Here is a 24,795-nt window from a genome sequence, read left to right on the forward strand (position 1 = left end):
CCGCTGAGAAGGCCGGCCGGACCGCCTAGAAGACCGGCGTACCCGCCTGCGTCAGCTTCCAGTTGGCGACCGCGAAGTCCTTCGGGTCCAGCGCCTTCTTCGCCGTCACGTAGTCGATCATCAGCTGGCGGATCTCGTTGGTCGAGCTGTAGGCGATGTCGGCGGTGGCTATGTGCGGGTAACCGGAACCGCCGTTCGCACGGTAGTTGTTGACCGCCACGACGAAGACCTGGTCGTCGGTGACCGCCTTGCCGTTGTACGTGAGGTTCTTGATCCGCGAACCCTCCGCCTGCGCGATGTCGATGTCGTACGAGACGCCGGCGGCCGTGTCGTACATGTAGTCCAAGAAGTTGTTGGCGTTGGTCAGCGTCGAGGTGTCGACCTTCGTGCCGGCCGGGACCTGGTGGTAGTACTTCGCCGCGAACTCCAGGTAGTCCTTGAGCTGGGCACCCGTGAGCTTCTTGCCATAGAGCGTGTTGTCGTAGATGTACAGGCCGGCGATGTCCTTGATGGTCACGCTGCCCGCCGGGATGTCGGCGGTCCGGCTGAAGGGCGCGGCCATCGAGATCAGCGGGAGCGCGGCGTCGGACGCCGACAGGCCCGCCTTCACCGACTGCATCTGGACCTCGTGGATGAAGTCCATGACGGGAACGTCCTTCCAGCAGGACTCCGCCGCCGAGAGGTCCTGGGTGCAGGTGCCCACGGCCGTGTTGACGTACTTCACGACGAGGTCGTGGTCGGCCTTCAGCAGGCGGGTGATCTCCGGGTCCTCCTCGACCCCCTTCGGGTCGAGGGTCTGGGCCGCCTTCTTCGTCACCTTCCACTGCCCGTGGTGCAGTTCGAGCTCGAAGTCGAAGACGGTGAGGCGGTAGCCCCAGCAGTACGGCTCGGAGAGGAGGACGTCCTCACCGGTCTCCTCGTTCTTGACGGTGTACGAGGAGACCTCCTTGTGCGTGTGGCCGACCAGGATGGCGTCGATGCCGGGGACCTGCGCGGCGACGAGGTTGGAGGCGTTCTCGACGTACGGGAGCGTGTCGCCCCAGGAGGTCGATCCGTCGAGACCGGAGTGGTCCGTCAGGAAGACCACGTCACAACCGAGCGCGCGCAGCCTCGGCACGTACTTCTTCGCCTGCTCCACCAGGCCCGGGAAGACCATCTTCCCGCTGACGTTGTCCTTGTCCCACAGGGCGATACCGGGGTTGGTGAGGCCGAGGATGCCGACCTTGATGTCGGGCGCGCCGGGGACCCGGATCCGCTTGACGGTGTACGGGTGGAAGGCGGGGCGCAGCGTCTTGGCGTCCAGGGCGTTCGCGCCGAGCAGCGGGAAGTGGCACTGGCTCTCGAACTTGCGCAGCGTCTCGATGCCGTAGTTGAACTCGTGGTTGCCGAGGGCGGCGGCGTCGTAGCGCATGTGGTTCATGGCGACGGCCATCGGGTGCTTGGGGCCCTTCTTGCCGCCGGCGCCCGTGATGGGGTCGACGCGCGCGAAGTAGTAGGCGAGGGAGGTGCCCTGGATGATGTCGCCGGCGTCGACGAGCAGGACGTGGTCCTCGCCCTTCGCCTCGCGCTGCTGCTTGACGAGGGTGGCCACGCGCGCGACGCCGACCGAGTTGCCGTTCTTGTCGGTGTAGGCGGCGTCTTTGTAATAGTCCCAGTCGAAGACGTGGCTGTGCAGGTCGGTCGTGCCGAGGATGGAGAACGACCAGGTGCGGGGGTGGCAGTCACGCTGCTGCTCGGCCGCCTGCGCGGGGGCCGCCGCGACGGAACCCGCGGCGACGACGGCCGCGCCGGTGACGGCCGACTTCTTCACGAACTCCCGGCGGTTCATGGGGCTGAGGGGCATTCAAGGCTCCTGAGGAGGCTGGACGGGCGCGAGCGAAGGGACGTTCACGCGGAGGCTACCCGCGTAGATCGTGCTAGCGCCCGTCAAACCCGAAAACCGGGAAATGGTCATGCTCGGGTCAAGTATGGGTCAACCCGGCCGCTCATCCGAACAACGGGAGAACAGCGGATGTCGGACAGCGGATGCCAGACGCCGGATGCCGGACAGCGGATGTCGGACAGCGGATGCCGGACAGCCGATTTCAGATACGGCCGATGAGTCTGATCTCCGGCGGCCACAGCACCCCGCTCGCCATGAGCAGGGCGGGGCCGAGATGCACCGGGCACACCGGGAGGGGCGGCATGCGGTAGCGGACGATCTCGAAGACGGCCGGGTCGGAGCAGTGCGCGCCGTCGGCCTGCCCGCCCTCGCCACCGTACGGTCCCCGGCATCGTGCTTCCCGGTGGACACTCATACCTCCAGTGTCCACCGGGACGCACGGTTGCCGTGCCGCTCTTTTTGCCGTGCCGCTCTCTACAGGAACGAGTTGATCTCGATCGTCTCGTCCCGGCCCGGGCCCACGCCGATCGCGGAGATCGGGGCGCCGGACATCTCCTCCAGCGCCTTGACGTAGTTCTGGGCGTTCTTCGGCAGGTCGGCGAACGACTTCGCCTTGGTGATGTCCTCGGACCAGCCCGGCAGGGTCTCGTAGACCGGCTTCGCGTGGTGGAAGTCGGTCTGGGAGTAAGGCAGTTCCTCGACCCGCTTGCCGTCGATCTCGTACGCCACACAGACCGGGATCTGCTCCCAGCCGGTCAGCACGTCCAGCTTGGTGAGGAAGAAGTCGGTCAGGCCGTTGACGCGGGTCGCGTACCGGGCGATGACGGCGTCGAACCAGCCGCAGCGCCGGTCACGGCCGGTCGTCACACCCCGCTCGCCGCCGATGCGGCGCAGCGCCTCGCCGTCCTCGTCGAACAGCTCGGTCGGGAACGGGCCGGCGCCGACGCGGGTCGTGTACGCCTTGAGGATGCCGATGACCCGGCTGATCTTCGTCGGGCCCACGCCCGCGCCCGTGCAGGCACCGCCCGCGGTGGGGTTGCTGGACGTGACGAAGGGATAGGTCCCGTGGTCGATGTCGAGGAGGGTGCCCTGGCCGCCCTCGAACAGGACGACCTTGTTCTCCTCCAGCGCCTGGTTCAGGACCAGGACGGTGTCGGCGACGTACGGCTTGATCTGCTCGGCGTAGCCCAGCAGCTCCTCGACCACCTGGTCGACGGCGATCGCGCGCCGGTTGTACAGCTTGGTGAGGACCTGGTTCTTGACGTCGAGGGCCGCCTCGACCTTCTGCGTCAGGATCGACTCGTCGTAGAGGTCCTGGACCCGGATGCCGACGCGGTTGATCTTGTCGGCGTAGGTCGGACCGATGCCGCGCCCCGTCGTACCGATCTTCCGCTTCCCGAGGAAGCGTTCCGTCACCTTGTCGACGGTCACGTTGTACGGCGTGATGATGTGCGCGTTACCGCTGATCAGGAGCTTGGACGTGTCGACGCCACGCTCGTTCAGACCGCTCAGCTCGGAGAGCAGGACCGACGGGTCGACGACGACGCCGTTGCCGATGACCGGGACACAAGTAGGCGAGAGGATTCCGGAAGGGAGGAGATGCAGTGCGTACTTCTGGTCGCCGACGACGACCGTGTGGCCGGCGTTGTTGCCGCCCTGGTATCGCACTACATAGTCCACCGAGCCACCGAGCAGGTCGGTCGCCTTTCCCTTGCCTTCGTCACCCCACTGAGCACCGAGCAGCACAAGTGCGGGCACGCGCGTACACCCCTTCCGGGCGGGGCATGTCCAAGGTCGGGGGCGTGGGCGTAAGGTTCACCGCCGCGTGCCACAGCGACCGCCGTTGGTCGCCAACCGTCGGACCGGATGCCCCGGAATAGACGAAGCCCCTGGCGCAATAGCGCAAGGGGCTCTTGCACAAAGATGCTACCCGAGGAAGCGAGGCAGGACCGAGGTGGCGACTTTCGCGACGTCCGAACAGCTGCTGGTGATCGTCGATCCGGCGGCACGACAGACGGACGGGGAGTCCGTACGGATCGCGAAAGACGTGCTCAGCGCGGGTGCGGCGGCGAAGGTGTGTCTGCCGGACGGGCCGGAGGAATTCGCCCGCGCACTCGGCCGACGGGGTTCCAGGAGGCCGGTGGTGGTCGGCGACGACCGCGCCCTCGTCCGGGCCGTGACCCTGCTGCACCGGACCCGGGAGCTGGCCGGATGTGTGCTGTCGGTGGTGCCCGTGGGGGACACCGGCCTCGCGGAGTCCCTGGGGGTGCCGGGCGGCGCGGTGGCGGCGGCGCGGGCCGTGCTGGACGGCGCCGAGCGGCGGCTGGACCTGCTGGTCGACGACAGCGACGGGGTCGTCCTGGGCGGGCTGGGCATTCCGCCGGAGCCGGTACGGCGGGCCGCCGCCGAACCGGTGGCCGTGGCCGCGGGCCGGCCCTGGTACCGCTCGCTGGTGCGCACCCTCGCCCCGGGCCGGCCCCGGCTGGCCGCCGTACCGGCGCCCGGGCCCTCCCGGCTGCGGGTCGAGGTCGACGGGGAGACGGTGGTGGACCTGGGCCAGCCCGTGGCGGCGGTGTCGGTGACGGCGGGCAGGGGCGGGCTGGCGCGGGTGGAGGTACGCCCGCTGTCGGTGGGGGCGGAGGCGACCGCGGTGCGGGCGTCCGGGCAGACGGTGACGGTGACCGGCGCGGACTTCCGGTACCGGGCGGACGCGGCGGTGTCGGGGCCGGTACGGCGGCGGACGTGGCGGGTGTCGGAGGGGGCCTGGGGGCTCACCCTGCCGACCGGTTTGTGAGCGGGTTTCTGAGCGGGTTTCTGAGGCGGTTTGTGAGCCGGCGGGTGCGCCTCGCGGGTCACCTAAAGGTCTGGTGACAAATATTTAACAACGCCGACCCCTTCCCGCGCGCCCGGGTCGTCCAGCATCCTGCTCCATCAGGACACACCCACCGCAGACGGAAGGGGCCACCCGATGGCAGTGGAGGAGGGCGTCGCCCGGGCGGCGGACACATCGGACGGCGAATCGGTACATCGGCTGAAGCCCAACGCCGTAGGCCTGCTCGGCGTGGTGTTCATGGCGGTGGCGACCGCCGCGCCGATCACCGCCATGACGGGCAACGTGCCCTTCATGGTGTCGTCCGGCAACGGGATCGGGGCACCCGCCAGCTATCTGGTCGCAATGGTCGTCCTGGCAATCTTTTCCGTGGGTTTCACCTCGATGGCCAAGCACATCACCTCCACGGGCGCGTTCTACGGCTTCATCTCCTACGGCCTCGGCCGCACCGCCGGTCTCGCCTCGGGGCTGCTCGCGACCTTCGCCTACGTCGTCTTCGAACCGGCGCTGATCGGCATCTTCTCCACCTTCGCCACGACCACCCTGAAGGACCAGACGGGTGTGCACGTGCCCTGGTGGGCCTTTGCGATCCTGATGCTCGCGATCAACGCGACCGGCACCTGGTTCGGTGTGAGCGTCGCCGAGAAACTGCTGGTGGTGCTGCTCGGGACCGAAGTGACCGTGCTCGCGGCCATGGCGGTGTCCGTCGCCCTCCACGGCGGCGGCCCGCACGGCTTCACCTTCGCCCCGGTCGACCCGGTCAACGCCTTCAAGGGCACGTCCGCCGGGCTCGGGCTGTTCTTCGCCTTCTGGTCCTGGGTCGGCTTCGAGTCGACCGCGATGTACGGCGAGGAGTCCCGCGACCCGAAGCGGATCATCCCCAAGGCGACGATGATCAGCGTCCTCGGGGTCGGCGTCTTCTACGTCCTCGTCTCCTGGATGGCCATCATCGGCAACGGCGAGGCCGAGGCGGTGAAGGCGGCCTCCTCCGCGAACCCGCTCGCGATGTTCTTCAACCCCACCGAGCGCTATGTCGGGCACTGGGCGGTCGACGTCATGCAGTGGCTGATGATCACCGGCTCGCTGGCCTGCGGCATGGCCTTCCACAACTGCGCCGCCCGCTATCTGTACGCCCTCGGGCGGGAGGGCGTGCTGCCCTCGCTGAAGAACACGATCGGCCGCACCCACGCCCGGCACGGGTCCCCGCACATCGCCGGACTGGTGCAGACGGGGGTGAGCGCCGTACTGATCGCCGCGTTCTGGATCGCGGGCAAGGACCCGTACAACGCGCTCTACGTCCTGCTGGCCATCCTCGGCACGATGGCGATCCTGGTGGTCCAGGCGGTGTGCTCGTTCGCGGTGCTCGTGTACTTCCGCTCGCACCACCCCGAGAGCCGGCACTGGTTCCGTACGTTCGCCGCGCCGCTGGCCGGGGGCATCGCGATGCTCGCCGTGGTCGTGCTGCTGGTGTCCAACATGAGCGCGGCGGCGGGCCCGGAGTCCGGGTCACTGCTGCTCAAGGCGACGCCCTGGCTGGTGGCGCTGGTCGCGGCGACGGGTGTGGGCTACGCCCAGTACCTCAAGCGGTGGGCGCCGGAGCGGTACGCGCTGCTGGGGCGGACGGTGCTGGAGGAGACGAAGGAGCGGTGACGGTCAGGAGCGCTGACGCTCAGGGGCGCTGACGCTCAGGGGCGCTGGTACTTCTGCTCCCGGTAAGTGCGCCAGCGTTCCATCATCTCGGCCACGTCCTTCTCGATGAACTCGAAGAAGTCCAGCGTCTCGGCGAGCCGGCGCCCCGCGGGGGTGTCGGCCCCCAGGCCGGCCACCCCCTCCCGCAGGGCCTCCTCCCAGCGCTTGATGATGGCCTCGCGGTTGGTGAGCGCCTCGTACCACTGGTCGCTGTGCACCCGGTACCGCTCTCGGCGCGAGCCGGGCTCCCGCTCCCGGGACACCATGTGGACCTGCGCGAGATAGCGCACGGCGCCGGAGACGGCGGCGGGGCTGATCCGCAGTTGCTCGCCCAGCTCGGCCGAGGTCAGGGTGCCGGTGTCGGAGGCGAGGAGGGCTGCGAAGACCCGGGAGGGCATGCGCGCCATCCCCGCCTCGACGAGCTGTGCCGCGAAGTGCTCCACGAACCGTGAGACCGACTCCGGGTCCCTGTCTGTCCTCGACTCCGTCATGCCGTTCACCTTATCCGAGGGTTTATGCACTTCCTTAACTTCACAAATTTCTGAAAGAAGCGTACGTTCAGAGCCATGACGAAGGCAATCACGGTCGCCGGGCTGCACAAGTCCTTCGGCCGTACGCACGCGCTGGACGGCCTCGACCTGGATGTCGAGGCGGGTGAGGTGCACGGCTTCCTCGGCCCCAACGGCGCCGGGAAGTCGACGGCGATCCGGGTGCTGCTCGGGCTGCTGCGCGCCGACGCGGGCGCCGCGCAGGTGCTGGGCCACGACCCGTGGCGGGACGCGGTCCAGGTGCACCGCCGGATCGCCTATGTGCCCGGTGACGTGACCCTGTGGCGCAATCTCTCCGGCGGCGAGGTCATCGACCTCTACGGCCGACTGCGCGGAGGGCTCGACACCGGACGCCGGGACGAGCTGACCGAGCGGTTCGAGCTGGACCCGACGAAGAAGGGCCGCACCTACTCCAAGGGCAACCGGCAGAAGGTCGCCCTGGTCGCCGCCTTCGCCTCGGATGTGGACCTGCTGATCCTGGACGAGCCGACCTCTGGCCTGGACCCGCTGATGGAGGAGGTGTTCCAGGCTTGCGTGGAGGAGGAGCGGGACCGGGGCCGTACGGTCCTCCTGTCCTCCCACATCCTGAGCGAGGTCGAGGAACTGTGCGACCGGGTCAGCATCATCCGCAAGGGACGGACGGTGGAGAGCGGTTCGCTGGCCGAGCTGCGGCATCTCACCCGGACCAGCGTGAGCGCCGAACTCGCCGGCCCGCCCAACGGCTTGGCCCGGCTGCCGGGCGTGCACGGCCTCGACGTGCAGGGCCACCGGGTCCGGCTCCAGGTGGACACGGACCAACTCGACGCCGTGCTGCGCTCGTTGACCGCCTCCGGGGTGCGTTCGCTGACCTCGACACCGCCAACACTGGAGGAACTGTTCCTGCGGCACTACCAGGACGGGACCGAGGGAGTGCCGGCATGACCTCCCGGACTTCCCGACTGGCCGGCACAGGAACCCTGCTGCGGTTCGCGCTGCGCCGCGACCGGGCGCTGATCCCGGTGTGGGTCGCGGTGAACGCGCTGATGGTCCTCTCCATGCCGAACACCCTGAAGACGCTGTACGGCACTCCTGCCGGGCGCGCCGGCCTGCTGCACCAGATGGCCACCGACACCTCCCTGCGCGCCATGGTCGGACCGGTCTTCGACGACTCCCTCGGCGCGCTCACGGCCTGGCGGGTCGGGGTCTACGCGGCCGCGCTCGCCGCCGTGACGAGCCTGCTCGTCGTCATCCGGCACACCCGGGACGAGGAGGAGAGCGGCCGGCAGGAACTGCTGTCCTCCGGGGTGGTGGGGCACCGGGCCCCGCTCACGGCGGCACTGCTCGCGGCGGTGGTCGCGAACGCGGCCCTGGGTGTCCTGATCGTCGTGGGGCTCGCCGGGCAGGGCGTGGCCGGCGCGCTGGCCTTCGGGCTCGGGGTCGCGGGCGCGGGCATGGTGTTCGCCACGACGGCGGCGATCGTCGCCCAACTGACGGAGAACGCCCGGCTGACCCGGGGCCTCACGGCGGCGGTGCTCGGCGCGGCCTTCGTCCTGCGCGCGGCGGGCGACTCGGCGACCGACGACGGCTCATCACTCCTGACCTGGCTGTCCCCGCTGGGCTGGCTGGAGAACCTGCGCCCCTTCGCCGCCGAACGCTGGTGGGTCCTGCTGCTGTTCGCCGCGGCCGTGACTTTCCAAGCCGTCCTGGCCTACGAGTTGGCGGGCCGTCGCGACATCGGCATGAGCTTTCTGCCGACCCGGCCGGGACCGGCGCGCGGCCGGCTGGGCACGGCGGGCGCGCTGGCCTGGCGGCTGCAGCGCGGCAGTGTGCTCGGCTGGTCGCTCGGCTTCTTCCTCGCCGGGGTCGTCTACGGCGGGATGACGGACGGCGCGGCCAAGCTCGTCGGCGACAACGCCAAGGCACGCGAGATCTTCCAGCGGATGGGCGGCCAGTCGGGCCTGACGGACGCGTTCCTCGCCGCGATGGTCGGCATGCTGGGCCTGGTCGCCGCGCTCTACGTCGTCTCGTCCGTGCTCCGGCTGAACGGCGAGGAGACCTCCGGCCGTGCCGAACCGGTGCTGGCGGGTGCGGTGGGCCGCCTGCGCTGGGCGGCCGGCCATCTGCTGATCTCCTTCGGCGGCTCGGCCCTGATCATGCTGCTGGCCGGACTGGGCTTCGCCGTCGGCTACGGCAGGCAGATCGGACCGGTGCTGGCCGCGTGTCTGCTCCAGGTCGCCGGCGTGTGGGTGATCGGCGCCGTCGCCGTCCTTGTCTTCGGCATCCTGCCGCGGGGCGCCATGGCCGCCTGGGGCGTGGCCGGCGCGGTCCTGCTGATCGGCTGGATCGGCCCCGCCCTGAACGCCCCCCGAGCACTGCTGGACCTCTCCCCCTTCGCCCACCTCCCCAAGCTCCCGGGCAGCGGAATGCAGTGGGGGCCGGTGGGAGTGCTCATCGGACTGACGCTGACGCTGGTGGCCTGCGGGCTGGCGGGGGTGGCGCGGCGGGACCTGAGTGTCTGAGGGCAGGCATCTGTCGATCATCCGAACGGTGATCACCCCATCTCGACGCGCAGTCCCTCCAGTCCCCGGATCACAAAGTTCGGTTTCCGCTTCGGCTCCGCCGCCAGGGTCAGTGTCGGGGCCCGGCGGAGAAGGGCCGTCATCGAGGCGGACAGTTCGATACGGGCCAGGGGGGCGCCGATGCAGTAGTGGATGCCGGCGCTGAAGGAGATGTGCGGGTTGTCCTCGCGGGTCAGGTCCAGACGGCCGGGGTCGGTGAAGACGGCCGGGTCGTGGTTCGCGGAACCGAAGAGCATGGCGATCTCCGAGCCCTTCGGGATCGTCGTGCCGTCGATCTCGATGTCGTCCAGCACCCAGCGTTCGAAGAGCTGCAGCGGGGTGTCGTAGCGCATCAGCTCCTCGATCGCGGAGGGGACCAGGGAGTGGTCGGCGCGCAGGGCGGCCAGCTGGTCCGGGTTGCGCAGCAGTGCCCACCAGCCGTTCACCGTGGCGTTGACCGTGGCCTCGTGCCCCGCGTTGAGCAGCAGCACGGCCGTGGAGATCATCTCCTGCTCGGTGAGCCGGTCGTCGTCCTCGTCGTGCGCCGCGATCAGCCCGGAGATCAAATCCTCGCCGGGTTCCTTGCGGCGCGCGGCGATCAGCTCGCGCAGATACTCCGAGAACTCCACCGAGGCGCGCACCGCCTTCGCGGCACTCTCCTCGGACGGGTTCAGTTCATACATTCCGCAGATGTCCGCGGACCAGGGGCGCAGCCGGTCGCGGTCCGCCTCCGGGATGCCGAGCATCTCGGCGATCACCGCGACCGGCAGCGGCTCCGCTACATCCGTCAGCAGATCGCCGCCGCCCGCCTCGACCAGCTTCCCCACCAGCTCGTCCGCCAGGTCGTGCACATACGGCTTGAGCCGCTCCACCGTGCGCGGCGTGAACGCCTTCGACACCAGGCGCCGGATCCGGGTGTGGTCCGGCGGCTCCAGGTCGAGCATGCCGTGGTCGTTGAGCGTGTGGAACGGTTCGTGCTCCGGCGGGGGCGCGGTCCGCCCGAACTCCTCGTGCCCGTACCGGTGCTGATACGTCCGGCCCAGCCGGCGGTCCCGCAACAGCGCCGAGACGTCCGCGTGGTGCGGGAGGAGCCACTGGTCGGTCGCCTCGTACCGGATCACCCTGCCCCGAGCGCGCAGCTCGGCGTAGGCCGGGTAGGGATCGGCGAGGAACGCCGGGTCCCACGGGTCGAACGTCACGTCCTTGGAGCCAGCCATGCGGGGACGCTAACCCGCCGGACCGGCCGCTGACCAGGGGTCTCCGACGCCCGACACGCGTGCGTCAGATCCAGTCCGCGAGCAGGACGTAGTCGTAGTACCGGGAGACGTCCTCGCCACCCCCGTCGCCCTCGTCGGCCGTGGAGCCGTCAGGGCCGTTCCGGCTCGCGAGGATCATGTTCAGCTCGGGCAGGGCGTCGAAGCCGAGGTCGTTCTCCTCGACGGTGTGGCCCCGTTTCGCGAGCTGCCGGCAGAGGTCCTCGCTCGGGGTGCGGAAGACGTCGAGCCCCTCCAGCAGCACCCTTACGTCGGCCTCCTCGTCCTCGAAGCGGAACAGCTCCACACCGCTCAGCGCACCGCAGGTGAACCCGAGCACGAGGTCCAGCCTGGGCCCGTCGTGCGTGAGGACGATCTGCCCCGGGGCCACATCGCTCGCGACGGTCCGGAACAGCTCCCACTCCCGCAGCACGCCGCGCGCCGCCTCGACCGACATACCGAGCCGGAACGGCCCGGCCCCGATGTGCGGCAGCAGCTCCAGTTCGCTGGTCATTCCACGTTCGCTCCTCGTCGTGCAGGCCGGAGGACACAGCATCAGCTCGGCGTCACCAGCCGGGCCTCGTAGGCGAACACCGCTGCCTGGGTGCGGTCTCTGAGGCCCAGCTTCACCAGGATCCGGCTCACATGGGTCTTGATCGTCGACTCCGCCACCACCAGCCGCTCCGCTATCTCCGCGTTCGACAGGCCCTGGGCGATCAGGATCAGCACCTCCGTCTCGCGTTCCGTCAGCTCACCGTAGGACGCCTGGGCCGCCGGCATCAGACGCGGCGTCTCCGACAGGCGGGAGAACTCCGTGATCAGCCGTTTGGTGACCGAGGGGGCCAGCAGGGCCTCACCGGAGGCCACCACCCGGACGCCGTCGGCCAGCTGACGCGCCGAGGCGTCCTTGAGCAGGAAGCCCGAGGCCCCCGCGCGCAGCGCCTGGTACACATACTCGTCCAGGTCGAAGGTCGTCAGGACCAGCACCTTCGCCGCACCGTCCGCGGCGACGATCTCCCGGGTCGCCTCGATGCCGTTCAGCTCCGGCATCCGGATGTCCATCAGGACGACGTCCGGGGCGAGGGTACGGACCCGTTCCACCGCCTCCCTGCCGTTGACGGCCTCGCCGACGACTTCGATGTCCGGCATCGCGTTCAACAGGACCGAGAAGCCTTCGCGGACCATCATCTGATCGTCCGCGATCAGCACGCGGATGGTCATGCGTCCCCTTCGATCGCGGTGACCGGCGGTACCGGCAGGAACACCGTCACCTCATAGCCCCCGTCCCGCGTCGGGGCCGTCGTCATCTCGCCGTTCAGCATGGAGACGCGCTCCCGCATGCCGGTGAGGCCGTGCCCGGCGCCCGGTGAGGGCTTTATCAGGTGCGGGGCGGGCGGTGGGCCGTTGACTATGCGCAGGCCCAGACCGCCGAGGACATAGCCGATCTCCACGCGGGCACCGGCTCCCGGCGCGTGCCGCAGGACGTTGCTCAGGGCCTCCTGGACGATCCGGTACGCCGACAGCTCCACCCCCTGCGGCAGCTCGCGGACCGCGCCGGTCACCGCCTTGTCCACCTCCAGGCCGGCCTGGCGCACATTGGCGAGCAGCCCGTCCAGATCGGCGAGGGTCGGCTGCGGGGCGTCCGGCGCCTCGTAGTCCTCCGCGCGCACCACCCCGAGGACCCGGCGCAGCTCGGTCAGGGCCGCCACCGCGTTCTCCCGGATGGTGACGAACGCCTTCTCCAGCTCCTCCGGCGGGTCCTGGACCCGGTAGGGCGCGGCCTCCGCCTGGATGGCGACCACCGACATGTGATGGGCGACCACGTCATGCAGCTCGCGGGCGATGGTGGTGCGCTCCTCCAACAGGGTGCGACGGGAGCGTTCGTGCTCGGTCACCGTCTGCTGGGCGGTCACCTCCTGCCGGGCCTCCCGGCGTATGTGCCAGACCGTGACGACCAGCAGGACCAGCGCCGACAGGAACAGCATCGGGCCGGTGTCGGTGGCGTAATCCCGGCCGAAGAGCGCCTCGACGAAGAGGGCGTAGAACGCGGTCAACAGCCACATCCAGGCCGCCGTGCGCGGGCGGGTGCGGATCGCCACGACGGTGAGCACCACCATGTGGGAGATGAAGCTGCTCGGCAGCCACGGCCAGGTGTCCCAGTCGCTGCCGGTGATCGCCGTGGCCGTCGTCGCCGCGAACGACGCCCAGAACGCCGCCGTCGGACGCACCAGGGTCAGCAGCACCGGGGTCAGCGCCAGCAGTGCACGGACGACGGCCCTGAGCCCCGCCTCGTTGTCCGCCATGGCGACCAGGGCCGCGAATCCGCCCGCGGCCGCCACCGTCGCGTGCGGGGCCCAGGCCGCGTACCCCCTGAGGCGGCCGGGCAGTCGGCGGGCGAGCGGGCCGTCCACGGCCGCCAGGGGCAGCGGGCGGTAGGCGAAGGCGTCCTGGAACAGGTCCTGGCGCAGGCCGCGCAGGGCGCCCGCGGCGAGCCGGAACTCCGGGCTGCGCGGCCGGTCGGCCGGGCCCGGCGGTGTCGTCTGCGTGTGCGTCGTCTGGGTCACATACAAAACGGTATGCGCGCAGGCGCGTCGCGGTCGTCCCCTTGCAGAGGGGTCCTCCCGGGTCCTTCTCAGGTACTACGGGTAGCCCCGCAGGTCGGGCGCGGTCAGCGGCCGCCGGGGCGGACCAGCCCGGACTCGTAGGCGAAGACCGCCGCCTGGGTGCGGTCCCTGAGCCCCAGCTTCACCAGGATCCGGCCCACGTGCGTCTTCACGGTCTGCTCGGCCACGACCAGCCGGTCGGCGATCTCCGCGTTCGACAGGCCCTGCGCGATCAGCGCCAGCACCTCCGTCTCCCGTTCGGTGAGGTCGCCGACGCGCTGCTTGAGCGGGGCCCGGCGGCTGCCGTCCAGTCGGGAGAACTCGGCGATGAGGCGGCGGGTGACACCGGGAGCGAGCAGGGCGTCACCCGCGGCCACGATCCGTACCGCCTCGGCCAGCTTGTCCGCGGAGGCGTCCTTGAGCAGAAAGCCGGAGGCCCCGGCCCGCAGCGCCTCGTACACGTACTCGTCCAGGTCGAACGTGGTCAGCACCAGCACCTTCACGGCCGGATACTCGGCGGTGATCCGGCGGGTCGCCTCGATGCCGCCGAGTTCCGGCATCCGGATGTCCATCAGCACCACGTGCGGGACCAGCTCCGCGGTCTGGGCGATCGCGTCCACGCCGTCCACCGCCTGCCCGATCACCTCGATGTCGGGCTGGGTGTTGAGCAGCACGGTGAAACCCTGCCGGACCATCTGCTGGTCGTCGGCGATCAGTACGCGGATGGTGCCGGCACCGCTCGTCATGGGACCTGTTCTCCTGTCGGGGCTTGTCAGCTGTGCGGATCGGATACACGGAATCGGATACAGGGAATCGGATACGAGGACCGGATCCGAAGAAAGGGCGAAGGCCCAGGTCAGGACGGTGAGGGGGGTGAGGGCTCGGGCGGCTCGGGGGCGGCTCCCCTCGGCAGGAACGCCGTCACCACGAACCCGCCGGTCCGGGACGGCTTCGCCTCGACCTGTCCGCCCAGCATCGCCGCGCGCTCCCGCATGCCCAGCAGGCCGTGGCCGCTGCCCGGGGACGGCGGGACCGGACGGCTGGGACGCGAGTTGGAGACGCTCAGGTATATGCCGCCGGGGAGGTGGGCGATGTCCACGCGGACCTTCGCTCCCGGCGCGTGCCGCAGGACGTTGCTCAGGGCCTCCTGGACGATCCGGTACGCGGACAGCTCCACGCCCGGTGAGTAGCCGTGCGGGTCGCCCTCCTCGGCCTTCACCACGTCCAGGCCGGCCGCCCTGGTGTTCTCCAGCAGGGAGTCCAGCCGGGCGAGGTTGGGCTGCGGGGCGTGGGGAGCCGCTCCGGTGCCGGGCGCGGACACGCCCGGGGAGTCCTCGACGGCCTCCGGTTCGTCCGGGCTCTCCGAACGCAGCACTCCGAGCACCCGACGCAGCTCGGTCAGGGCCTCCAGCGCGTTGTTGCGGATGCCCGTGAGGTTCTCCTTCAGCTCGTCCGAGGGGTTCTCGACCAGGTGGGGGGCCACCTGGGCCTGGATGGAGATCACCGACATGTGGTGGGCGACCACGTCATGCAGTTCCCGGGCGATACGGCTGCGCTCCTCCAGCAGGGTGCGGCGGGCCCGCTCCTCCGCGGTGATCGTCGTCTGCTGGACCAGTTCTGTTCGGGCCACGCTGCGGCTGCGCAGGGCGACACCGATGACGGCGGCGACGGCGAACAGGGCCAGGGCGGCGGGCCCCGTCGGGGAGTAGTAGAGCGCTCCGATGCCGCCTTCGACGACGAAGGTCGCGAGGGCGGTCGCGGCGAACGCGGCGACGGTGCCGCGGGGGCGTACGCGCAGGGCGAGGAGCAGGATCACGGCCATGTGGGCGATCAGTACGGGCGGCGACCAGGGCCAGTTGGGGCTGGAGAGCCGCATCGTGGCGATGTTCTGCCGGGCCAGCAGCGCGGTGGCGACGGCCGCGGCCAGGGACAGCGCCCACGCGGGGACCGGCCGCCACAGCGCCAGGAGGATGGCGAGGCCCTGCAGCAGTGCGCTCGGCAGCGCTACGGCGAGGGTGAAGCCATAGTCGTCGGACAGCTCCTCGGTGCCGGCCCCGGCGATACCGAGGGCCAGGTAGAAGACGACGAGATAGGTGAGCAGACGCAGCCAGCGGTACTTCGAGAACGGGGGTGACTGGGAGGACGGGACCTCGCCCAGCCAGGCGCCCAGGCGGGCGGCCCGGGACCGGGCGACCGGACCGGTCTCGGCATCGGTATCGACCCCGGGATCAACCTCGTTGCCGGTGTCGTGCTCGGCCTCGGACGAGGTCCGGGAGGCAGGTGAGGTCACGCGCCCGGCGTCACCGGAACGGCCGGTCGGGTTCTCGGGGTCCGCGGACATCACGGACGTAACTCTAGGCATGGCGCGAGGACCTCGCTGAGGGGATATGACGGCGGATCACCTGCGAGGCGCGGTTCCGGCGGCGGGCGGGGCCCTGCTCGTGGTGCCGGAAGGCCGTCCAGCACAGGGCCAGGGCCAGCGCGAAGACGGGCAGCCACAGCAGCCGGGACGCCGCCCAACCCAGGGAGTCCGGTGCGGTGTGCAGGCCGGGCAGCCGGCCGGCCAGCAGGCCCATGGCCGTCGTGGCCATCATGGCCGTCTGGTGCCACAGGAAGATCGTCATCGCGGAGAGATTGACGAAGGCGATCACCGCCCAGGCCAGGGGCCGGGCCAGGGCGCGGCGCAGCCGGTCGCGGAGCAGGAGGGCGAGGCCGCACTGCGCCAGGCCGAAGGTGACGGCCGCCAGGGTCGGCGGGTTGAGGTTGGATATCGCCGCTCCGGGGACACCCACCATGGACGCCGGGTAGCCCGCGCAGGTGATGAGCAGGGCCGTGGCCGCTGTGCCCCCGAGCAGCAGGACCCAGGCCGAGCGGCGGCTGCGCAGCTCGCCCCGGGCCCAGGCGGCGCCCAGGGTGTACGGGACCAGCCAGCCCGCCACCAGATTCACCCAGCCGAGCCAGGACGGGCCGAGATGCAGGCCGAAGCGCAGGACGTCCACATGCAGGACGACGACGAACGGCCACAGCGGGTTGAGGCGCGCGACGAGCGGGGTGAGGGCCGTGAGCCCCGCGAAGACCAGCAGGAACCACAGCGGGGACAGCGCCAGCTTCACCAGCGTCTGGACCGTGGCCATGGGCGCGCCGACGAGGAGGAGGGCCACGGCGGCCACGGACCACAGAGCGAGCAACGCGGCCACCGGACGCAGCAGCCGGGTCAGCCGAGCCCGCAGCCAGCGGGCATAGCCGTCGCCCCGGGCGCGGGCCGAGGCCAGACTGCACGTCGCCACCTGGCCGCCCACCAGGAAGAACACGGCCAGTGTCTGGAAGAGCCAGGAGATCGGGGCCAGCCAGGGCATGTGCTGCAGCGGGCTCACCGTGCTGAGACCGCCGTCCCGCGCGACCAGCGCCGTCACCAGCCAGTGGCCGAGGACGACACCGAGGATCGCGAACGCGCGCAGCGCGTCGATCGCCCGGTCCCGGGACGCGGGAGTGGCGGCGTCGACCTGCCGGGCGCCCCGGCGCAGGGCGTGCAGGGCGGTGGCGGGGGTGAGGGCTGCGCGCGTGCGGAGCGGGGCGGTCGGGGTCGTGGGCGGGGTGGGAGCGAAGGCGGCGGTCCGGGCGGCGTGACGAAAGGTACGGGTGGTGTGACGAGGGGTGCGGGTGGTGTGACGAGGGGTGCGGCGGATGCTTGCGATCTGCTCAGACACGGGTCACCTCAGAGGTCTCGCCGAGGGTGATCCGGGCCAGGTTGGCGAGGGAGGCCGAGCCCGGGGTGAAGTAGTCGCTGTGGCCGGCGCCGGCCGCGTCGAAGACCCGGGCGCCGAAGGCGTGCGAGACCGGGTCTGCGCCGAAGCCGACGGTCGTGCCGAAGAGGGTGGCGCTGGTGTGCGGGATGTGCCGGATCCAGTCGTCGCTGCCGCGGGCCGCCCAGATGCGGGCGTTGCTGTGCAGGGCCGCGGCGGAGTCCGCGCCGGTGCCGGGGCTGCCGACCAGGGCGATGTCGTCGGCGGCCAGGCCGGCGGCGGCTCGCCCGCAGACGACCGTGCCGTAGGAGTGGCACAGCACCGAGAGATGGGCCCGCGGCTTGGTCGCGGCGCGCAGCTCGCTGACGAAGGCGCGCAGCCGGGGAGCGGCCTCGTCGGCGCGGGACGTCGTGGTCACCGTGGTGCTGACCGTGGCCGGCGTTTCGTAGCCCAGCCAGGAGATGACGGCGACGGTGGTGCCGTGGGGTGCGCGGTGGGTGAGGTCTCCGTACAGCGCCGCGGCGGCCTTGTGGAAGCGGGCGTAGGTGTCCAGGGAGGTGTCCGAGCCGGGGACCAGGACCGCGATGTGGTCGGCGCGGGCGAGGTCACCGAGGACCTCCGTGGCCTGGCCGGAGCCTCGGCCGTCGAAGGTGAGGAGGTTGCGGGACGGGGCGGCCAGGGCCTGGTCGGCGGCGGCGCGCCGGGGGTCGCCGTGCGCGGCGGCCATGCGGGCGGCGCGGGTGGCGTCGGCGCGGTTGGCCTCGTAGGTGGTGTGCAGGGTGGTGGCGGTGAGCGGGGGGAGCGTCGCCGGAGCGGGGGCCGGGATCTGGGGGCGGGCGGCGCCGGAGAGAGGGACGGCGACGGCCGCGGTGAGGAGGGCGGCGAGGAAGGTGCGGCGCCATCTCTGGGTGCGGGTGCCGTGGGGCGGCGTGCGGGTGCCGTGGGGCGCGGGGCGGGTGCTGTGGGGCGGGGTGCGGGTGCTGTGGGGCGCGATCGCCGCCCGCGGCTGCGGGTCCTTGGAGAGGGAAACGGCTGCGCCGGAGGAGAGCGTGGAAGCGTGGCCCATGGTCGGGTTCCTTTCAGATCGCCCGGCCATCGGGCTTCTCTGACAAGGAAATTAGGGACCGGAGCCTGTCGTCGGCGTCCCGCCATGGAGCTGTCCTGCGGGGTAGCTCTCAGGTACTACGGGTATGACCGGGGCCGGCTTCCCCCAGGGACAGGCCTCCTCCAGGGACAGGCCCGTCACCACGCCAGCTGTGCGATCTCCTCCGCCACCACCGCGCACGCGTCGGCCGCCGGGTCGATCAGGGGGAAGTGTCCCACGTCCTCCAGCAGCGTCAGCCCGGCCACCTCGCCCGCCTTCGCCGCCTCCTCCGCGTACGACTCGGCCACCGCCTGCGGCACCACCAGGTCCGAACGCCCCTGGACGAGCGTCGTCGCGATGCCGGTCGGCAGGAGCAGAACGGGGTCGGTGTAGGGGCGGCGCTCCGCGAACGTGCCGTGGCCGCCGAGGAGTTGCAGGCTCGCGTTGCCGCACACGTCCAGCTTCTCCGCCACCTCGAAGTCCGCGATCGGGGCGAGGGCGACGACGCCGCGCAGCCGGGCCGGCTGCTGGGTGCGCCAGGCGCAGTCCGCGGGCAGGACATGGCGGGCCGCGGCCCACAGGGCGAGATGGCCGCCGGCGGAGTGGCCGGTGAGGACGGTACGGCGCGGGTCGGCCTGCGGGAGCGCCTCGCGGACGAGGGCGGGCAGCGCGTCCAGGGCGGCCGTGATGTCGTCGAAGGTGTCGGGCCAGCGACCGGCCGCAGGGGTCACGGAGGCCACGGGGGCCACGGAGGTGCTGCCGCCCGCGTCCCGCGCGTCTCCCTCGGTCTGCCCGGGGATCAGGGGCTCGCCGCCGCGCCGGTACTCGACGTTGGCCACCGCGAAGCCCCTGCGGGCCAGATAGTCCGCGAAGGGGGTGATGTGACGGCGGTCGTAGCGGGCGCGCCAGGCGCCGCCGTGCAGGACCACCACCAGGGGGACGGAGGCGTCCGAGGCGGTGCGGGGGGCGTAGAAGTCGATCACCTGGTCGGGGTGGGTGCCGTACGCGGCGGTGGCATCGGGGTCGACCGGGGGGTGCGAGAAGGCCGACTCCTCTTCGGCGGCGGCGCGGGCTGCTGCGGCGGCGTCCGGCATGCTCCAACCTCTCAGCGACGGAACGTGTTTGGCGGGTGGCGGACCAGGTGAGGGATTTCCGTTCGCCGTTGGCGGGACGGTATCAGGCCGGTGGCAGGCAAGGGCATGGGGATGTGACACAGGGTCAGGGACAAACGGTTCTGTACGGGGCCGGGCGACACCGCCCGGCCCCGTCACCCGTGCAGGACCCGTCACCCGTGCAGGACCCGCCCCCTGGCTACGCCAGCTCCTCGCCCAGGATCCGGGCCGCCCGCTCGGTCTCGGCGAAGCCGACGTACAGCGGGGTGAAGCCGAAGCGGAGGACGTCGGGATGGCGGAAGTCGCCGACGACGCCCCGGGCGATCAGCCGGCCCATCACCTCGCCGGCGTCCGGGCAGCGCAGGGCGATCTGGCTGCCGCGCTCCTCATGCCGTTCCGGAGTCACGCACTCCACGCGCCCCGGCTCGGTGTACGCCCGCACACAGCGCAGGAAGAAGTCCGTCAGCGCGAGGGACTTGGCGCGTACGGCGGAGACCCGGACGCCGTCCCAGACGTTCAGGGCCGCCTCCAGGGCCAGCATGGACAGGATGTCCGGGGTGCCCACGCGGCCCCGCGGCGCGCCCGGCGCCGGGGCGTACGACGGGCTCATGCCGAAGGGGTCGGTATGGGAGTTCCAGCCGGGCAGCGGGGAGTCGAAGCGGGGTTGCAGCTCCTCTCGGACGTAGAGGTACGCCGGTGCACCCGGGCCGCCGTTCAGGTATTTGTAGGTGCAGCCGACCGCCAGGTCGACCCCGTGCTCGTCCAGGCCCACCTCCAGCGCGCCCGCGCTGTGGCACAGGTCCCACACCGCGAGGGCGCCCGCGGCGTGGACGGCGGCCGTCAGGGACGGCAGGTCGTGCAGCCGGCCGGTGCGGTAGTCGACGTGGTTGAGCAGGACCGCCGCCGTACGGTCGCCCAGGGCGGCGGGCACCTCGGACGGGGTCACCCTGCGCAGGGTGCGGCCGGTCATACGGGCCGCCGACTCGGCGATGTAGCCGTCCGTGGGGAAGGTCGTGGCGTCGACCAGGATCTCGGTCCGGTCCTCGCCCGCCATCCGCACCGCCGCCACAAGTGCCTTGAAAACATTGACACTTGTGGAGTCGCCCACGACGATCTGCCCGGCCGCCGCGCCCACCAGCGGGGCGATCCGGTCGCCGATCCGCTCGGGCGCGGTCCACCAGCCGCTCTCCTCCCAGGAGCGGATGCGCAGTTCGCCCCACTGGCGGCGGACCACGTCGGCCACCCGGTCGGGGACCTGCGCGGGGAGCGCGCCGAGCGAGTTGCCGTCCAGATAGACCACCGCGGCGTCAGCCGCGTGACCGGACGCGGTGTCGAGTACGAAGCGGTCCCTGAGCGATGCCAGCTCGTCCGCCGCGTCCAGCTTCTCGGCCTGCAGCGCCAGCTCAGACATGGGACCTCGCCGTCCACAGCTCCGGGAACACGTTCTTGCGGGCGCGCTTCTCCAGCCAGGCCACGCCGGCCGAGCCGCCGGTGCCGGTCTTGGCGCCCATCGCGCGGCGGGTGGCGACCAGGTGGTCGTTGCGCCAGCGCCAGACCAGTTCGGCCACGTCCGACAACGCCTCGCCCAGCCGGGCCAGTTCGGCGTTCTGGTCGCCCGAGTAGATCTCCGCCCAGGCGGCCTCGACGGCCGCGCAGGCCTCGTAGCGCAGGGCGACGTCCCGGTCCAGGACGGACGCGGGGATCGCGTGGCCGCGGCGCGCGAGGAGGTGGACGACCTCGTCGTACAGGCACGGCTGGTGCAGCGCCTTCTCCAGTTCCGCGTGGACGCGCGGGGCGCCGCGGTGCGGGACGAGCATGGACGCGGACTTCTCGCCGAGCAGGAACTCCATACGGCGGTACATCGCCGACTGGAAGCCGGAGCCGTCACCGAGGGCGGAGCGGTAGGAGTTGAACTGGGCCGGGGTCAGCTGGCCGAGCGGCCGCCAGGAGGCGTTGAGCGCCTCCAGCTCCCGTACCGAGCGCTTGAGCGCGGCGACCGCGGTGGGGACGTCATCGGAGCGCAGGGCGTTCGCGGCGGTCTCCCACTCGTGCACGATCACCGTGAACCACAGCTCCATGACCTGGGTCGTGACCAGGAAGACCATCTCTCCGGGATCGTCGGAGAGGGTGTGCTGGAGATGGGTGAGGACGTCCGCCTGGACGTAGTCCTCGTACGGCGTGGTGCCGGCGAAATCGAGATGCGGGGCCTCGGGCTCAGCGGCTTCGGGAAGGGGTTGAGCCTGTTGGGACATCGCTGTCTCCTGTTGTTACTCCGGGTAGCGGTCCGCCCCTGCCGATTCCGGCACGGGGGCCCCGGTCCCCACCCGCATCCTCCGCAATCACTCCCGGTACGGCAAGGCCCGTCCGCTGCGGGACGGGCCACATCCACCCCTGAGGGGAGGTCAGCCGAGGGTCTGGGCGGCCGTCGGCGAGGACTCCTGCAGGAACTGCGAGCAGCGCGTGTACTCCTCCTGCTCGCCGATCGCCTGCGCGGCGCGGGCGAGGGCGTGCAGGGCGCGCAGGAAGCCGCGGTTCGGCTCGTGCTCCCAGGGGACCGGGCCGTGGCCCTTCCAGCCGCTGCGGCGCAGGGCGTCGAGACCCCGGTGGTAGCCCGTACGGGCGTAGGCGTACGACTCCACGACCGCGCCGCGCTCGAACGCGTCGTCGGCCAGCTGGGCCCAGGCGAGCGAGGAGGTGGGGTACTTGGCGGCGACGTCCGCGGGGGCGGTACCGGCCGCGAGGAGTTCGCGGGGCTCGGGGTCGTCGGGGAGGTGGGTCGGGGGCGGGCCGCCGAGGAGGTTCTCGTGAATCGTCATGGGGTCCAGTCTGCCGCGCCGGTCCGCCGGTTTCCTGTCCGGTCCCGCTACGCGGTCGCTCACCGGCGCCGGCCCGCGGACGAAGGCAGCCGCACGCTACTCTCGGCGCTCCCCCTCCAGCGGCGGAGCCGTCACGCTTCCGTGCCGCTTGCACTGCGGGCGCACACACCCCGGTGCCGGGCGCCGCACCAGCGCGAAGGCCAGGGCCGAGGCCAGCACCAGCACACCCGCGCACAGGGGCATCGCCCGGTCGAACGCCGCGTCGAAGGCCGACGCGGAGCGATACGCCTCGGGGCCCATCCCCGCGAGCAGCGGCAGCGCCGCGACCGCGATCAGGCCCGCCGCGCGTGCCGCCGCGTTGTTGATGCCGCTGGCGAGACCCGCGCGGGCGGTGTCCACCGAGGCCAGGACCGTGGCCGTCAGGGGGGCGACGAGCGTGACCATGCCGGCGCCCATGACCAGGACGGCCGGCAGAACGTCCGTCAGGTAGTCGGCGTGCGGGCCCACCCGCAGCATCAGCAGCATCGCCGCCGCGCAGAGCAGCGGCCCGACGGTGAGCGGCAGTCGCGGGCCCGTACGCTCCGCCAGCGCGCCGGAGCGGGCGGAGAACAGCAGCATCAGGGCCGTCGTCGGAAGCAACGCCGTACCGGCCTGCAGGGGCGAGTAACCCGCCACCACCTGCAGTTGCAGCGCGGTGAGGAAGAAGAAGCCGCCGAACGCCGCGTACACGCACAGGGTGACCAGGTTGACCGCCGTGAACTGGCGCGAGGCGAAGATGTCCGGCGGCAGCATCGGGTCCGGGCGGTGCCGTTCGACCTGGACGAAGGCCACGGCCGCCGCCAGCCCCGCGACCGCGGTCAGGGCCACCACCAGGGAGCCCGACCTGGCCTCGATCAGCGCGTACGTCAGCAGGGCCAGGGCCAGGGCGCCCAGCACCGCGCCCAGCACGTCGAAGCGGGCGTGGGTGCCGTCGTCCTTCGACTCCGGGACGTGCCGCAGCGCCACCGGCACACACAGCAGGGCCAGCGGGACGTTCAGCAGGAACACCCAGCGCCAGCCGGGGCCGGCCACCAGCCAGCCGCCCAGGAACGGGCCGACCGCCGCGCCGATCCCGCCGAAACCGGACCACAGGCCGACCGCCCGGCCCCGGTCGTCGGGATGGAAGGAGGCCTGGATCAGGGCCAGCGACCCCGGGGTCAGCAGGGCGCCGCCGATGCCCTGCAACGCCCGCGCGGCGATGAGGATCCCCGCGGTCGGCGCCACCCCGCACAGCAGGGAGGCCGCCGCGAACCACACCACGCCCAGCACGAAGATCTTCCGGCGGCCGTAGCGGTCCCCCAGCGAACCGCCCAGCAGGATCAGACCGGCCAGCGTGAGCATGTAGGCGTTGACGGTCCACTGCAGCGCGGAGAGGCTCGCGCCCAGGTCGTGACCGATGCGCGGCAGCGCGACATTGACGACGGTCGAGTCCAGCAGGGCCATGCTGGAGCCGAGGACCGTGGTGAGCAGGATCCACTTGCCCTGGGGCGAGGCGAGCCGGACATCGGGCATGCTCCCAGGTATACAGCGGGCCCGGCGCTGTAGACAGCCACCGGGCCCACCGCAAAGAAACGCGCGAGGAAACGCGCAGGGAAGCGGACGTACCGCTTACTTGATCTTGTTGCCCGCCGAGCGCAGGTTCTTCGTGGCCTCGACGACCCGCGCGGCCATCGACGTCTCGGCCAGCTTGCCCCAGGTGCGCGGGTCGTAGGCCTTCTTGTTGCCGACCTCGCCGTCGACCTTCAGGACGCCGTCGTAGTTCGCGAACATGTGGCCCGCGACCGGACGGGTGAAGGCGTACTGGGTGTCCGTGTCGAGGTTCATCTTCACGACGCCGTTCTCCAGCGCGGTGGCGATCTCCTGCTCGGTGGAGCCGGAGCCGCCGTGGAAGACGAAGTCGAACGGGGACTGCTTGCCGAACTTGGCGGCGACGCCGTCGTTCAGGTCCTTGAGCAGGTCGGGGCGGAGCACGACGTTGCCCGGCTTGTACACGCCGTGCACATTGCCGAAGGACGCGGCCAGCAGGTAGCGGCCCTTCTCGCCCAGGCCCAGCGCCTCCGCCGTACGGATCGCGTCGTCGACCGTGGTGTACAGCTCGTCGTTGATCTCGTGCGTGACACCGTCCTCCTCGCCGCCGGTGGGGGTGATCTCCACCTCAAGGATGATGTTGGCGCGGCGGGCCTGCTCCAGCAGTTCCTGGGCGATGGCCAGGTTGTCGGCGAGGGTCTCGGCGGAGCCGTCCCACATGTGCGACTGGAACAGCGGGTTGCGGCCGGCCTTCACGCGCTCCTCGGAGAGCGCGAGCAGCGGACGTACGTACCCGTCGAGCTTGTCCTTCGGGCAGTGGTCGGTGTGCAGCGCGATGTTGACCGGGTACTTCTCGGCGACGATGTGCGCGTACTCGGCGAGGGCGACCGCGCCGGTCACCATGTCCTTGCTGTACTGGCCGCCGAGGAACTCGGCACCACCGGTCGAGATCTGGACGATGCCGTCGCTCTCCGCCTCCGCGAAGCCGCGCAGCGCCGCGTTCAGGGTCTGGCTCGACGTGACGTTGATGGCCGGGTAGGCGAACTTGCCTGCCTTCGCCCGGTCCAGCATCTCGTTGTAGACCTCGGGGGTTGCGATGGGCATCTGTCCGCTCCTTGTGTTGCGGGTGAGA

General features: G+C 71.3%; 22 protein-coding genes. 4 read left to right on the forward strand and 18 right to left on the reverse strand.

Annotation, left to right across the window (positions count from 1 at the left end; translation table 11 throughout):
- Positions 1-25 precede the first annotated feature (25 nt).
- The 3 genes from IE277_RS32820 to IE277_RS32830 all read right to left on the reverse strand — a co-directional run bounded on the left by IE277_RS32820 (position 26) and on the right by IE277_RS32830 (position 3,640).
- Complete coding sequence (locus IE277_RS32820; protein WP_189957364.1) at positions 26-1,843, reverse strand: bifunctional metallophosphatase/5'-nucleotidase; 1,818 nt, start codon at positions 1,841-1,843, stop codon at positions 26-28.
- Between the two features lie 241 nt (positions 1,844-2,084).
- Positions 2,085-2,297, reverse strand: a complete 213-nt coding sequence (locus IE277_RS32825) for a hypothetical protein (protein WP_189957365.1) — start codon at positions 2,295-2,297, stop codon at positions 2,085-2,087.
- 59 nt (positions 2,298-2,356) lie between these two features.
- Complete coding sequence (locus IE277_RS32830) at positions 2,357-3,640, reverse strand: adenylosuccinate synthase (RefSeq protein ID WP_189957366.1); 1,284 nt, start codon at positions 3,638-3,640, stop codon at positions 2,357-2,359.
- Between the two features lie 196 nt (positions 3,641-3,836).
- Here IE277_RS32830 and IE277_RS32835 point away from each other — a divergent pair, with 196 nt between their 5' ends.
- Positions 3,837-4,676 carry a diacylglycerol kinase family protein gene (locus tag IE277_RS32835; protein WP_189957367.1) on the forward strand — a complete coding sequence of 280 codons (840 nt, stop codon included), beginning with the start codon at positions 3,837-3,839 and terminating at the stop codon, positions 4,674-4,676.
- Between the two features lie 174 nt (positions 4,677-4,850).
- Positions 4,851-6,362 (forward strand): APC family permease, encoded by a 1,512-nt coding sequence (locus IE277_RS32840; RefSeq protein ID WP_189957368.1) that lies wholly within the window; start codon positions 4,851-4,853, stop codon positions 6,360-6,362.
- 35 nt (positions 6,363-6,397) lie between these two features.
- On the opposite strand, the gene IE277_RS32845 is transcribed toward IE277_RS32840, so the two are convergent.
- Complete coding sequence (locus IE277_RS32845) at positions 6,398-6,892, reverse strand: GbsR/MarR family transcriptional regulator (protein WP_189957369.1); 495 nt, start codon at positions 6,890-6,892, stop codon at positions 6,398-6,400.
- Positions 6,893-6,967: 75 nt separating this feature from the next.
- Here IE277_RS32845 and IE277_RS32850 point away from each other — a divergent pair, with 75 nt between their 5' ends.
- A complete protein-coding gene (locus tag IE277_RS32850) occupies positions 6,968-7,870 on the forward strand; it encodes an ABC transporter ATP-binding protein (RefSeq protein ID WP_189957370.1) in 903 nt (300 codons plus the stop codon).
- A complete protein-coding gene (locus IE277_RS32855) occupies positions 7,867-9,447 on the forward strand; it encodes an ABC transporter permease (RefSeq protein WP_189957371.1) in 1,581 nt (526 codons plus the stop codon). The genes IE277_RS32850 and IE277_RS32855 overlap by 4 nt, the downstream gene beginning before the upstream one ends.
- A 32-nt stretch (positions 9,448-9,479) precedes the next feature.
- Here the strand turns inward: IE277_RS32855 and IE277_RS32860 are convergent, their stop codons facing one another.
- The 14 genes from IE277_RS32860 to fbaA all read right to left on the reverse strand — a co-directional run bounded on the left by IE277_RS32860 (position 9,480) and on the right by fbaA (position 24,767).
- Positions 9,480-10,703, reverse strand: coding sequence for a cytochrome P450 (locus tag IE277_RS32860; RefSeq protein WP_189957372.1), 1,224 nt, complete (start codon positions 10,701-10,703; stop codon positions 9,480-9,482).
- Positions 10,704-10,767: 64 nt separating this feature from the next.
- Entirely contained in the window at positions 10,768-11,253 is a 486-nt protein-coding gene (locus tag IE277_RS32865) for a hypothetical protein (protein ID WP_189957373.1), read from the reverse strand.
- Between the two features lie 41 nt (positions 11,254-11,294).
- Positions 11,295-11,960, reverse strand: coding sequence for a response regulator (locus IE277_RS32870; protein WP_189957374.1), 666 nt, complete (start codon positions 11,958-11,960; stop codon positions 11,295-11,297).
- A complete protein-coding gene (locus tag IE277_RS32875; RefSeq protein WP_189957375.1) occupies positions 11,957-13,303 on the reverse strand; it encodes a sensor histidine kinase in 1,347 nt (448 codons plus the stop codon). The genes IE277_RS32870 and IE277_RS32875 overlap by 4 nt, the downstream gene beginning before the upstream one ends.
- A gap of 104 nt (positions 13,304-13,407) precedes the next feature.
- Positions 13,408-14,088 carry a response regulator gene (locus IE277_RS32880; RefSeq protein WP_189957376.1) on the reverse strand — a complete coding sequence of 227 codons (681 nt, stop codon included), beginning with the start codon at positions 14,086-14,088 and terminating at the stop codon, positions 13,408-13,410.
- A gap of 110 nt (positions 14,089-14,198) precedes the next feature.
- On the reverse strand, positions 14,199-15,683 hold the full coding sequence (locus IE277_RS32885) for a sensor histidine kinase (protein WP_189957433.1): 1,485 nt from the start codon (positions 15,681-15,683) through the stop codon (positions 14,199-14,201).
- A gap of 13 nt (positions 15,684-15,696) precedes the next feature.
- On the reverse strand, positions 15,697-16,875 hold the full coding sequence (locus IE277_RS32890; RefSeq protein WP_229882143.1) for an acyltransferase family protein: 1,179 nt from the start codon (positions 16,873-16,875) through the stop codon (positions 15,697-15,699).
- A 166-nt stretch (positions 16,876-17,041) separates the two neighbouring features.
- The gene (locus IE277_RS32895) at positions 17,042-18,151 is read right to left on the reverse strand and encodes an alpha/beta hydrolase (protein WP_189957377.1); all 1,110 of its coding nucleotides are present in this window, start codon (positions 18,149-18,151) and stop codon (positions 17,042-17,044) included.
- A gap of 176 nt (positions 18,152-18,327) precedes the next feature.
- Entirely contained in the window at positions 18,328-19,263 is a 936-nt protein-coding gene (locus IE277_RS32900) for an alpha/beta hydrolase family protein (protein ID WP_189957378.1), read from the reverse strand.
- 217 nt (positions 19,264-19,480) lie between these two features.
- Entirely contained in the window at positions 19,481-20,692 is a 1,212-nt protein-coding gene (kynU, locus tag IE277_RS32905) for a kynureninase (RefSeq protein ID WP_189957379.1), read from the reverse strand.
- Positions 20,685-21,533, reverse strand: coding sequence for a tryptophan 2,3-dioxygenase family protein (locus IE277_RS32910; protein WP_189957380.1), 849 nt, complete (start codon positions 21,531-21,533; stop codon positions 20,685-20,687). The genes kynU and IE277_RS32910 overlap by 8 nt, the downstream gene beginning before the upstream one ends.
- A gap of 150 nt (positions 21,534-21,683) precedes the next feature.
- Positions 21,684-22,097 (reverse strand): DUF3151 domain-containing protein, encoded by a 414-nt coding sequence (locus tag IE277_RS32915; protein WP_189957381.1) that lies wholly within the window; start codon positions 22,095-22,097, stop codon positions 21,684-21,686.
- 96 nt (positions 22,098-22,193) lie between these two features.
- Positions 22,194-23,648: an MFS transporter gene (locus tag IE277_RS32920; protein WP_189957382.1), complete on the reverse strand. Its 1,455-nt coding sequence runs from the start codon at positions 23,646-23,648 to the stop codon at positions 22,194-22,196.
- A gap of 96 nt (positions 23,649-23,744) precedes the next feature.
- Positions 23,745-24,767, reverse strand: a complete 1,023-nt coding sequence (fbaA, locus tag IE277_RS32925; protein ID WP_189957383.1) for a class II fructose-bisphosphate aldolase — start codon at positions 24,765-24,767, stop codon at positions 23,745-23,747.
- Positions 24,768-24,795: the final 28 nt, after the last annotated feature.

This window comes from Streptomyces alanosinicus (assembly GCF_014650595.1).
Lineage (GTDB): Bacteria > Actinomycetota > Actinomycetes > Streptomycetales > Streptomycetaceae > Streptomyces > Streptomyces alanosinicus.